Origin of the sequence: Planktotalea sp. (assembly GCF_049680325.1) — a bacterium.
GTDB lineage: Bacteria > Pseudomonadota > Alphaproteobacteria > Rhodobacterales > Rhodobacteraceae > Planktotalea.
In genome coordinates this window covers 1-11,309 of the sequence record NZ_JBAUHO010000070.1, presented here as the reverse complement: position 1 = coordinate 11,309, position 11,309 = coordinate 1, and the positions used below count along the sequence as shown (strand labels likewise).

The window sequence follows — 11,309 nt, the reverse complement described above, 5'->3', positions numbered from 1 at the left end:
GTGCCAAAATGTTCGATAAGGCCTTCGGCTTGCGTGTTGGACAAGTCCTGACGCGCAATCATAACATGCTCATATAAAGGCATGTGTGCTCCATTCATGTATCGGCGCATTTCAAAGACCAGAACCTAAAAGCTTTCCGCGTCCCGGTCACGAGAGACTGCGCAGTGAAAATTCCTGCGGAAAGCTTGTGCCTGATAGCGGGGTTGTGCGCGTGGCGCAAGTGTCCAGAGCAGCGGGCACCAAAGGGCCGCGCTTGTGCCACATTTCTATCTTTTTCAGCCGCAACAAAAGGTCAACGCAATAAGCACGGAAAGAGAAGACCATGTCAGAACTCTCAGCAGCCCACATGTCATTCGCAAGACCTGCTCAGGAAACGTCGTTTCTTAGTGGTCAAACAGTACGTCGTTTTATTGGTCTGGTCTTTGCCATGTGTGCAGTTGGCCTATGGTTTGCCCCCGGCGCAAGCGCAACAGCAGAAGTATTGCTTTTAAAGACAGGTCTGACAGGTGTTCTGACGTTTTGCGCGATGGCCGCTTTTTTGCGGCGTAAATAATATCGCGCACTCTAACGGCTTTTATTTGTAGTGTGCAGCGTCGCACACGTAGTGTTGAACAGCTGCGGATTGCTAAATCACCGCATTGCTCCACATAGTTGAATTATCTTCAACAGGAGCTTTTCGAATGAAACCACTTCTATTTGCCGCCGCGCTCGCACTTGCCGGCACATCGGCCTATGCCGCGCCAGCAAAGTACATGCTGGATGCAAGCCATAGCCAGATCGTATTTTCCTATAACCATATCGGGTTTTCTACGACTTATGGCATGTTCTCGGGATTTGAGGGCGAGATCATGTTCGATGCGGAAAACCCCGCAGCCTCTAGCGTGAACGTGTCCATGCCTGCGAAATCCATGATAACAGGTTGGGAAAAGCGTCTTGGTCACTTTATGTCACCAGACTTTTTTGATGCATCCGATGACGAGATGATTTCGTTCACATCAACGTCCATTGAGGTGACAGGCGACAACACAGCCACGATCACGGGTGATCTGACATTGAATGACGTCACCAAATCTGTCGTTCTGGACGCTGTTCTGAACAAGACAGGCCAGCACCCGATGGCAGGCAAGGACTGGGCGGGCTTTGATGCGACGACCACATTGCTGCGGTCAGACTATGGTCTTGGGGCATTTGCACCAGCTATTAGCGACGAAGTGAAGGTGATGATCTCTATCGAGGCTGCAAAAGCCGAGTAAGCCGCAATTTCTATTGCGAAAGAAGGGCCGCTGGGGATAATCCAGCGGCCTTTTTTGTGCGCTAGTTGGCGGTTCGGGTTGCTCTTAGCGCTACGTTTACATTGACGGCGAACGCCAGTGAACCTTCGTCAGGCATGTTGTCCCCGATGTTAAAAGCACGTCGATCCAGCAGCAGTCGCCCTTTCATGTCGGCGGTTTCGCCTTCGACCGTCAAATTGAAGGGCATTCTAACTGGGACAGTGATCCCGCGGATAGTGAGCGCACCTTCCGCGATGTAGCCATCGGCCTGATAGACCAGTTCGGCATTGAACTGCGCAGTCGGATGGGTGCTGGCATCGAAGAAATCGGGGCCAAGGGCTTGGCCCGTGACCGATCCGAGGGTGAGGGAGCCAATCGAGATCAACGCGCGCACTGTGCCATGAGAACCGGGGCTTTCTTTGGCGGCATAGGTGATGTCGGCGGTCCAGTCTTCAAAGCTGCCCGTCACTTCAGAGCCAAACTGGGTGATCGAGAGGGTGAGGGTGCCTGTTTCCACGGTCCAGTCGCTGTTTACCTCTTCAAGCACTGCACGATCAGCTGCGTCGCTGTGCGCATGATAAAGCCCAAGCAGTGATCCCACGCCCATCGCAGCTATCCAGGCCACAAGCGCAAGGACAATGGGCAGCGTTTTGTTCGCGGGATGCGGTGTGCCTGCTTCTGTTTTACCCGGCAACATGCGGCGCAGGGTGTCGTCCTTGTCGATAAAGTGATGCTTGAGCGCCCCTGCGATGTGAAGAATGATGGAAATCATCAGCACGCGTTCGAAGACGATATGCAGTCCTGCGGTTGTTGCTGCAAGCGTTTCGCTTTTGGGGACGAAAAACAGGTTTTGACCGAATGGCCACCAGATTGGTGCAAAGCCCGTTGTTGCCGCGTGATGGATCCAACCCGTCAGCGGCACCAGAACGAGAGAGCCGTAGAGCAACCAATGGACCAGTTCCGCGAGCAAGGTTTCGGCGCGACGCTCTGGATGCAGGCCCGCAGGTTTGGTTTGGCTTATCGCCCAAAGAATACGGGCGAGGGCGACGAAGAAGGCTGTGACGCCGACGGTTTTATGCAGTGAGAACATCAGCGCTTTAAAGGCAAGCTGATCGCCTGTTTCAAAAGGTAAACGGTTGGAAATAATGCCCAAAGGAATGGCTGTCAGGATCAAAAGTACTGTGAGCCAATGAAAGGTCTTTGCGAGCGAGCCGTAGCTGCGTGCGGTGTTTGAGGCGGGCATAGTGCTCTCCGGTGGTGTGGCTGTATCGGTTTTGCGGCGTTTGCACGCCCTTTGCACAATAGTGACTGATCTGCGCTGTCGTGTCAGCCTTTATTGCAGAACATATCATGTGCGCATTTGCAGGCAGGCTTGCGATGAAGGTCAAGCAGGGCTAGAGAAATGAAAAGCGCAAGCAGGAGATACCAGATGACCAAAGCCTTTGTTTTCCCCGGTCAAGGGGCACAATCTATCGGAATGGGCAAAGCCTTGGCGGATGCATATCCCGCAGCGAAGGCTGTCTTTGACGAGGTTGACGAGGCTTTAGGTGAAAAACTGAGCGCGCTGATCTGGGAAGGGGAGCAAGATGCATTGACCCTGACGCAGAATGCGCAGCCTGCTTTGATGGCGACCTCTTTGGCGGCAATGCGCGCGCTGGAAGCCGAAGGCGTTAACATTACCGATGCCGCCTATGTGGCAGGTCATTCGCTAGGTGAGTATTCGGCCCTCGCTGCGGCTGGTGCCTTGAGCATTTCGGACACCGCGCGTTTGCTGCGTATTCGCGGAAAGGCAATGCAGGAAGCTGTGCCTGTAGGCGTCGGCGCGATGGCCGCTTTGCTGGGACTGGATTTTGAGACGGCTAAGGCCGTCGCCGAAGAAGCAGCGCAGGGCGAAGTTTGCCAAGCGGCCAATGACAATGACCCGAGCCAGGTGGTTGTGTCCGGTCATTTGGGCGCGGTCGAGCGTGCTTTGGTAATTGCCAAGGAAAAGGGCGCGAAACGCGCGGTTTTGCTGCCTGTAAGCGCGCCGTTCCATTGCGCCCTGATGGAGCCCGCAGCGCGGGTTATGGCAGAGGCGCTAGGGAATGTGGAAATCAATCGCCCCGCGGTGCCTGTTGTTGCGAATGTGCGCGCAAACGCTGTCAGTGATCCTACGCTGATCCGAACGCTTTTGGTTGAACAGGTAACGGGGTCCGTGCGCTGGCGTGAGAGCGTTGGCTATATGGCGGCGCAGGGCGTGGATACGATTTGGGAAATCGGTGCCGGAAAAGCGCTATCCGGCATGATCCGCCGCATCGAAAAGACCATCGTATGTAGCGCGGTTGGAACGCCTGAAGATATCTCGAAACTAGAGCGCTAAGGCGCTCTTTTTCTACGTTATTCGGCTGCGACAGCAGCAGCGTGGGCCGGGCGCATTGGCCGCGTAGGGCGGCCGGGTCTTGGCTTGATTGCGCTGTTTTGCTTGCTTGGTGTCTGACCTTGCGCAATGGGCTTCAAGTAGCTTGCGATTTTCGAGCGCACGTCAGCGGCCGTATCTGTCTTGAGCAGTTTAGCGACCGGTAAACCCGCCTGACCCAAGGCACTGAAAACGACGGCACGTTCGATAGCCTTGTTGCCGATTGGCGGCGTCGTTGTTGCCACATCAAGGGTAAGCAGGCAGCGACCGGCGCGATCAAAAACCGCGAAGTCCAGATATTTATTCTCGATCGCGGCAATTGCATTTGCGCGCTCCGGGCCAACGGCTTCGCGGCCGGGTTCAAGCAGTGCGGCTAGCGCCGTGCGGGCCATAACCATGTAGCCTGCGCCAAATTCATTTATCACGGACTGGACGAGCACACGCATTCTGGCCTCATCTGCTGTCATTGCGGTGCGCGCTGAAAAGCTAATGGCGCTAACGTCGTCGAGTTGCTGGGCGAGGCTGCGGGTTTGCGGTTTCGCCAACTGGCGCGGTTGGAGCTGGGGAATCGCATCAATGCTCGCGTGATCTTTGGGATCGGCTTGCATGCTGGGGCTTTCATCGCTTGCCTGATCGTCTTCGTTCGCGCCAGTGTATGGCGCTGGCATCACGAGGGCGACGTTCGTTGGGTGCGTTTTCTTGCGTTTTTTCAGTATCTTGAGCGCAAACAGCAATGCCACAATACCACCAACACCATAAAACAGGTATTCGGGGTTCTGTCGCAACACAGGATGATCCTTAAGCACGGGGATGTGCTGTAAAATCACGGATGGGACAGAATATTCGGCCGCGATCGTCTGCAGGGACCGTGTGAATTGTTCAATCTGTTGCTGTATCATTGCGGATATCATCTCGGTTAAGCCAAAGGCGTTGTGATTTTGCTAACGCGTAATCTTGCCGAAAGCGGGGCGGCGGTGTGAAAACTCTTGGAACATGTTGGCGGCAATGCTTTGCCGAAACAGTCTGTCTTTGTTTTGGAGATTGATATTTCTGTGCACTTGGGGGCACGCTACGCGTGAGGCAGTCAAAGGAATAAGAAAATGAAAAAACGTGCGTTTTTATTCGGGTTAGGGGCGTTCGGGCTAGCGGGTTGTGCAAAGCTTCGCCAAAGTCCTGTTCCTGTCGTGCAGGAAGGTTTTGTTGTAAAGCCGGTGCCCGTTGCGCAAGGCAATATGACGGCGTTTTTGCCCGAAGGTGATACGATTTATCTTTCCGGATCGATCAACGAAGACACCGCGACCGGTTTTGCGGCAGTGCGCGACTCTAATCCCAAGGCCAAGCGGTTGGTGTTCTTGCAAGCAGATGGCCCTGCGGGTAGCCCAGAAGCGATGGAATTCGGGCGTGCGGTGCGCGCAGCGGGATTCAGCACGCATTTGCGTAATGATTCCGTTATTAGCGGCGGCGCGGTTGATGCCTTTGTCGGCGGCACCCAGCGCACGATGGAAGAAGGTGCAGTGATTGGCGTTGTGCGCGGCGCGGACAGTGCGGCACATAAAAGCTTTGCTACAGAAATGACGGGCGGCGACGGATATGCGCGCTTTGCTGAAAAATTTGGTGGCAAGCGGCGTCCTCGCCCCATGACAATCGCTGAAATTGGCGCTATGGGAATTGTGAGTGCTAATGTTGGCAATGCGTTAGCTGCAAACTAGCTGCCTTTCTCTGCTATGGGTTAGGTAGAGAAGGGAAAGACTGAAATGTTCGATTTGACAGGGAAGACCGCGCTCATCACTGGTGCATCTGGTGGGATTGGTGCGGATATCGCACGCGCGCTGCATGGCGCTGGCGCAAGCGTCGGTTTGTCCGGAACGCGCACAGAGCCTTTGGAAACGCTCGCCGCGGAACTGGGGGAGCGTGCGCATGTGCTGCCATGCAACCTTTCGGATATGGAGGCGGTCGCGGAACTGCCAAAGCAGGCGATTGCGGCGATGGGCGGCGTTGATATTCTGGTGAACAACGCGGGGATCACCCGCGACAACCTGTTCATGCGCATGTCTGACGATGAATGGCAGTCTGTGCTGGACGTGAACCTGACCGCGACGATGAAGCTTTGCAAAGGCGTTATGCGCGGCATGATGAAGGCGCGTTGGGGGCGGATCGTGAATATCTCGTCCATCGTTGGTGCAACAGGCAATCCGGGGCAGGCGAACTATGCCGCGTCCAAGGCAGGCATGATCGCGATGGGCAAATCGTTGGCTTACGAAGTTGCATCGCGCGGCATCACTGTAAACGCGATTGCGCCGGGATTTATTGAAACGGCGATGACCGATAAACTGACGGACGATCAAAAGTCAGGTATTTTGGGCCAAGTCCCGGCAGGACGCATGGGCACGCCCAACGAAATTGCCGCCGCAGTGATCTATCTGGCCAGCAATGAGGCGTCATATGTCACGGGAGCGACCTTGCATGTGAACGGCGGAATGGCCATGCTTTAACCAACAGGTTTACGGAAGGTGATTCCGTTTGCCTTATGCACCGCTTGTGGTATAGGCGGCGCATCATTGACCTCATGCGCTCGCGAATGGGGTGTTCCTACGGGGACAAAAGCCGCCCTGCTTGGGCAATATCAAGTGCCCCGCTGGGGACAGGCACCAACGGGCCGATGGCCCAAGATATAAGGATTTCGAGATGAGCGACGTTTCAGATCGTGTTAAAAAGATCGTAGTTGAGCACCTTGGTGTGGAAGAAGACAAAGTTGTTGAAGGTGCATCCTTCATCGACGATCTGGGCGCAGACAGCCTCGACACAGTTGAGCTGGTTATGGCGTTCGAAGAAGAGTTCGGCATCGAGATCCCTGATGACGCAGCTGAGAACATCCAGTCCTTCGGCGACGCGGTAAAGTTCATCTCCGAAGCTGCGTAAGCTCTCTGAGGTTAAGATTTAAGACGCCTCTTGCGAGTTGATCGCGAGGGGTGTTTTGCGTTTTGGGGGGATTATGAGCAATTGTCGGCTTCGAGGCCAGATTGCCGAATGCTGCGGCCTGAATAAATGACCCGCTATAGGCCCAAACGAGGGATTGTAGCAGTTGGGTGCGCGGCTAATGGTGACAAACCAGCTTCTTGTTTCCCCAGCCACTAACTACAGGCCAACGATGACACGTAAAGAATTTCTGGTGATGGCAGGCTTGCTTGGCCTTGGTGCACTTAACGCGCCCAAAGTGATCCAAGCCGCCGGCGTCCGCAATGTCTTGGTCATCGGCGCAGGTGCGGCAGGTTTGACTGCGGGCTACCGCCTGCGGCAACGCGGTATCGGGTTTCAAATTTTAGAAGCCTCATCAGATTATGGTGGGCGGATGAAACGAAATTTGGGATTTGCTGATTTCCCAATTCCATTGGGGGCAGAATGGTTACATGCCACCCCGCAGGTGTTTGCAGATATTGCCACTAGCCCGAGGAAAGCGGTTTCTGTTCAGACAAAAGGTTACAAGCGCACTGATGACTATGCGTTTTGGGATGGTGAGGTTTTAAGGCGCACGAACTTAGGTGCGCATCCGGATCGAAAGTTCGTCAATTCCAGTTGGTTCGACTTCTTTGACCAATACATTATTCCTTCAGTTCACGATAAAATTCGGTTTCGTACCCCCGTGACCTCAATTGACACCTCGCAAGGGCGGGCGATTGTTAAAACTCTGGCAGGCGAAGAATTCACTGCCGATGCGGTCTTGGTCACTGTGCCCTTGAAGATGCTGCAAGAGCGACGGATTTCTTTTACGCCTCCGCTGCCTCAATCTAAGATTGACGCGATTGATAAGGCTGTCTTTTGGGACGGGTACAAAGCGTTTCTGGAGTTTGATGAGCAATTTTACCCGACCTACACTGAACTTGAGGTTACCCCGGAAAAAGCCGGGCAGCACATCTTTTATGATGCGTCATATGGGCAAAACACCCGACGTTTTGTCCTGGGGCTATTTGCCGTGGGTCGTGCGGCACAGCGCTATTTGGGGCTGTCAGACGCCGCAGTTACCCGCGACATTTTACGGCAACTTGATGAAATTTTCGCGGGTCAGGCAACGCCGCGTTTTCGCAAAATCATCACTCAAAACTGGTCTAGCGAACCCTTTATTGGCGGTGCCTATGTTCGGGACCATGAAAATTGGAAGCGTGTTCGCCAATTAGGTCGGCCTGTCGGTGCACATTTATTTTTTGCGGGTGAAGCTTACACAGCGGGTGAAGACTGGGGCGCGGTGCACGATGCGGCGCTCGCAGCCAAAGCTGTGGTTGACCAATTATAACGTAGAAAACAGAGCGTGATCGTTTTGGCCGATGTGAAAATCGCTCATCTTGGGCCGCAAGCAAACTTTGACCCTACTGTGATGAGCGGCAGCTTCGAGCAGCTTAGCGCACGAACGCCGTTTCAATCGAAAGGATACACCACCGCTCTTGCCCCCATGCCCCCATCCAAGGTAAGTGTGCGGTAACGAACACTATATATAGAGGGCAGTCTTATGCGCCGAGTAGTTGTCACAGGTCTGGGATTGGTCACGCCGCTTGCTTGCGGTGTTGAGGAAAGCTGGAGCCGCATTTTGGATGGAAAGTCCGGTGCGGGTCCGATTACGCGCTTTGATGCGAGCCGCGTAAAGACGAAATATGCCTGCGAAGTGCCTCTTGGCGATGGGACAGACGGTACGTTCAATGCGGACGACTGGATGCAGCCAAAAGAGCGCCGCAAGGTAGATGATTTCATCCTCTACGGGATTGCGGCAGCCGAGCAAGCGGTTCGAGATGCAGGTTGGATGCCCGAGGACGAAGAAGACCAGTTGCGCACGGGCGTGATGATCGGGTCTGGCATTGGCGGTTTGAATTCCATCGCCGAGACCGCGATCCTGATCCATGAGCGCGGCCCGAGCCGTGTGTCGCCGTTCTTTATTCCCGGCGCTTTGATTAACCTAATTTCTGGTCAGGTCAGTATTCGCTATGGATTTAAGGGGCCGAACCACGCGGTTGTGACGGCCTGTTCTACGGGTGCGCATGCGATTGGTGATGCGGCGCGGCTGATTATGACCTCTGATGCGGATGTGATGATTGCAGGCGGCGCGGAAGCGTCGATTTCCGAGATTGGTATTGCAGGTTTCAATGCCTGCAAGGCGCTGTCGACCAAGCGCGAGGATGATCCGACCGCGGCGAGCCGCCCTTATGACAACGATCGCGATGGTTTTGTCATGGGCGAGGGCGCGGGTGTTGTTGTGCTGGAAGAATACGAGCACGCCAAGGCGCGCGGCGCGAAAATTTACGCCGAAGTGATCGGCTATGGCCTGTCTGGCGATGCCTACCACATCACTGCACCAAGCGAGAGCGGTGAGGGCGGTGAACGCTCTATGCGCGCGGCCTTGGCCAAGGCCGGTTTGGAACCGAAGGACATTGACTACATCAACGCACATGGCACATCAACGATGGCCGATACCATCGAGCTTGGCGCGGTCGAGCGGATGATGGGCGAGCATGCAAGCAAGGTTACCATGTCATCAACCAAGTCGATGACGGGTCACTTGCTGGGCGCGGCCGGCGCGATTGAAGCGATTTTCTCAATCCTTGCGATCCGCGATCAGATTGCGCCGCCGACGATCAATCTGGACAATCCTGCGGTTGAAACAGCGGTTGATCTTGCGCCAAACAAGCCAGTGAAGCGTGAAATCAACGTAGCACTCAGCAATTCCTTTGGTTTTGGCGGCACGAACGCGAGCGTTTTGTTCGGGAAGGTCAGCTAAAATGTGGCGACACATTGCGTCAAACGCGGTGACATTTCTCATCGTGGCGCTGTTTCTATTGGGCGGCATGATCCTTTGGGGGCAGGGCCAATACAGGTCTGCCGGGCCTTTGGAACAGGCGATTTGTCTTAAGGTCGATCCCGGATCAACCATGAGCAAGGTGAGCGCCGATCTGGGCAAGCAAGGGGCTGTGTCCAGTCCTGCAATCTTTCGCATTGGCGCTGACTATGAGGAAAAGACATCCGCGTTGAAGGCGGGTAGTTTTCTGGTGCCTGAAAATGCTTCGATGGAAGAAATCGTCAGCATTATTACCCGAGGCGGAGCGAGTTCATGCGGGACCGAGGTTGTTTACCGTATCGGCGTAACGCGCGCGACGGTTCTGGTGCGTCAGCTTGATCCTGCAACGAATAAATTCGTTGAGAAGGCACGTTTTGATCCTGCTGAGGATGAAAAGCCTGCCGACTATACGCGCGTGCGAAACGAGGCAGATACGCGCTATCGCATTGCTTTGGCTGAGGGCGTGACCAGTTGGCAGGTTATTGAAGAATTGAAATCGGTCGACGTGCTGGATGGTTCGGTTGAGGACGTTCCTGCAGAGGGTATGTTGGCGCCTGACAGCTATGAGGTTCGCATCGGAGATACGCGCGCTGCTTTGGTTGCCCGTATGGTTTCAGCGCAAGAGAAGCGTATTGCAGAGGTCTGGGCCGCGCGGCGTGATGATGTGCCTTTGAAAACGCCTGAAGAAATGTTGACGCTGGCCTCAATCATCGAAAAGGAAACGGGTGTTCCAGAAGAGCGTAGGCAGGTTGCGTCGGTCTTTACCAACCGTCTGAACCAGGGCATTCGCCTGCAAACGGATCCGACGGTGATTTACGGTGTAACACGCGGTCAGGGCGTACTTGGGCGGGGCTTGCGACAAAGCGAGCTGCGCAAGGAAACCCCTTGGAATACTTACGTTATTGACGGTTTGCCACCGACACCAATTGCAAACCCTGGACTTGCAAGTCTGAGGGCTGCGGTTGATCCGGATTCGACGAATTTCATCTTCTTCGTTGCAGATGGCACTGGTGGGCATGCGTTTGCGGAAACCCTGGCAGAGCATAACGCAAACGTCGCCAAGTGGCGCAAGATCGAAGCGGAGCGTGCGAATAACTAGTTGAGTGTCGCTGGGGGCATTGTCCCGCGCGCTATGTGCTTATGTAGGTATTTTGCGAGAACTGAAGAAGAGGGTAGCTGATTGGCTGCCCTTTTTTTGTTTTAATGCGGCATTTGACAGGTGGAGACCAGCGATCTGCCAGTATCTATACCGATGGTCTAAAAGAGAAGTCGAATAACAGATGAACGTGAACGATTTTAGCTTTGGGGGATGAACTACGTGCGCTTTGGTTTGCAATTTGCTTTTAAGAATTTGTTAATAATAACGTACGCTTAGCGACGACTGCTATTGCCGTTTTGCTTGACTTGGCGAACGCACTCGCCTATAAGTTGTGACATGCTAGAAGACATGTAAGTGACCTCGGGCCCAATCCTCGGGCCCAATCCTCGGGGTCGTTTTGCATTTCGCTCGTGCGGAGAAAACGCGCATGAGGAGAAAAGACTGCATGACACAAATTCCAACAGGTGTGTCGGTTCAGGAACTATCTGAGCTTCAAATATCAGCCAAAGCGCAATTGGTAAGAGCTATCGCAGCGCTCAACCAGCTCTCGACAGAGGTGGCGGCTGGGAAAGTAGGACCAAAATCCGAAGCGAACAGGGTTCTTGGGGACATTCGGGATTGGTTGAAAATAGCACATGAAATGGAGATACGTCTTGAGAAGTATGACCAAGATAGAGGCAGCGGACGCGGACATGCGCTCGACCTTGATGACGCGCGATCTACGAT

11 protein-coding genes and 2 pseudogenes are annotated in these 11,309 nt (G+C 54.4%); 10 read left to right on the top strand and 3 right to left on the bottom strand.

What is annotated here, in order from left to right:
- Window positions 1-83, bottom strand: a pseudogene (locus WBC85_RS02885) (30S ribosomal protein S6); the annotation flags it as partial.
- 239 nt (window positions 84-322) lie between these two features.
- Between WBC85_RS02885 and WBC85_RS02880 the strand changes: the two are divergent.
- Window positions 323-553, top strand: a complete 231-nt coding sequence (locus WBC85_RS02880) for a hypothetical protein (protein ID WP_424433169.1) — start codon at window positions 323-325, stop codon at window positions 551-553.
- A gap of 127 nt (window positions 554-680) precedes the next feature.
- Entirely contained in the window at window positions 681-1,253 is a 573-nt protein-coding gene (locus WBC85_RS02875; protein ID WP_424433168.1) for a YceI family protein, read from the top strand.
- A 61-nt stretch (window positions 1,254-1,314) separates the two neighbouring features.
- On the opposite strand, the gene WBC85_RS02870 is transcribed toward WBC85_RS02875, so the two are convergent.
- On the bottom strand, window positions 1,315-2,514 hold the full coding sequence (locus WBC85_RS02870) for a cytochrome b/b6 domain-containing protein (RefSeq protein ID WP_424433167.1): 1,200 nt from the start codon (window positions 2,512-2,514) through the stop codon (window positions 1,315-1,317).
- 186 nt (window positions 2,515-2,700) lie between these two features.
- Between WBC85_RS02870 and fabD the strand changes: the two genes are divergently transcribed.
- Window positions 2,701-3,630: an ACP S-malonyltransferase gene (gene fabD, locus WBC85_RS02865; RefSeq protein ID WP_424433166.1), complete on the top strand. Its 930-nt coding sequence runs from the start codon at window positions 2,701-2,703 to the stop codon at window positions 3,628-3,630.
- Window positions 3,631-3,647: 17 nt separating this feature from the next.
- Here the strand turns inward: fabD and WBC85_RS02860 are convergent, their stop codons facing one another.
- Entirely contained in the window at window positions 3,648-4,454 is an 807-nt protein-coding gene (locus WBC85_RS02860) for a DUF2726 domain-containing protein (RefSeq protein ID WP_424433165.1), read from the bottom strand.
- A gap of 312 nt (window positions 4,455-4,766) precedes the next feature.
- On the opposite strand from WBC85_RS02860, the gene WBC85_RS02855 reads away from it, so the two are divergent.
- The 7 genes and pseudogenes from WBC85_RS02855 to WBC85_RS02825 form a co-directional block, all read left to right on the top strand.
- Window positions 4,767-5,375: a hypothetical protein gene (locus WBC85_RS02855; protein ID WP_424433164.1), complete on the top strand. Its 609-nt coding sequence runs from the start codon at window positions 4,767-4,769 to the stop codon at window positions 5,373-5,375.
- Window positions 5,376-5,420: 45 nt separating this feature from the next.
- Entirely contained in the window at window positions 5,421-6,158 is a 738-nt protein-coding gene (fabG, locus tag WBC85_RS02850; protein ID WP_424433163.1) for a 3-oxoacyl-[acyl-carrier-protein] reductase, read from the top strand.
- Window positions 6,159-6,351: 193 nt separating this feature from the next.
- The gene (locus WBC85_RS02845) at window positions 6,352-6,585 is read left to right on the top strand and encodes an acyl carrier protein (protein ID WP_293447849.1); all 234 of its coding nucleotides are present in this window, start codon (window positions 6,352-6,354) and stop codon (window positions 6,583-6,585) included.
- 229 nt (window positions 6,586-6,814) lie between these two features.
- On the top strand, window positions 6,815-7,954 hold the full coding sequence (locus WBC85_RS02840) for a flavin monoamine oxidase family protein (RefSeq protein WP_424433162.1): 1,140 nt from the start codon (window positions 6,815-6,817) through the stop codon (window positions 7,952-7,954).
- Window positions 7,955-8,167: 213 nt separating this feature from the next.
- Entirely contained in the window at window positions 8,168-9,427 is a 1,260-nt protein-coding gene (gene fabF, locus WBC85_RS02835; protein ID WP_424433161.1) for a beta-ketoacyl-ACP synthase II, read from the top strand.
- Between the two features lies 1 nt (window position 9,428).
- On the top strand, window positions 9,429-10,583 hold the full coding sequence (gene mltG / locus WBC85_RS02830; protein ID WP_424433160.1) for an endolytic transglycosylase MltG: 1,155 nt from the start codon (window positions 9,429-9,431) through the stop codon (window positions 10,581-10,583).
- A gap of 445 nt (window positions 10,584-11,028) precedes the next feature.
- A pseudogene (locus WBC85_RS02825) lies at window positions 11,029-11,309 on the top strand (hypothetical protein); the annotation flags it as partial.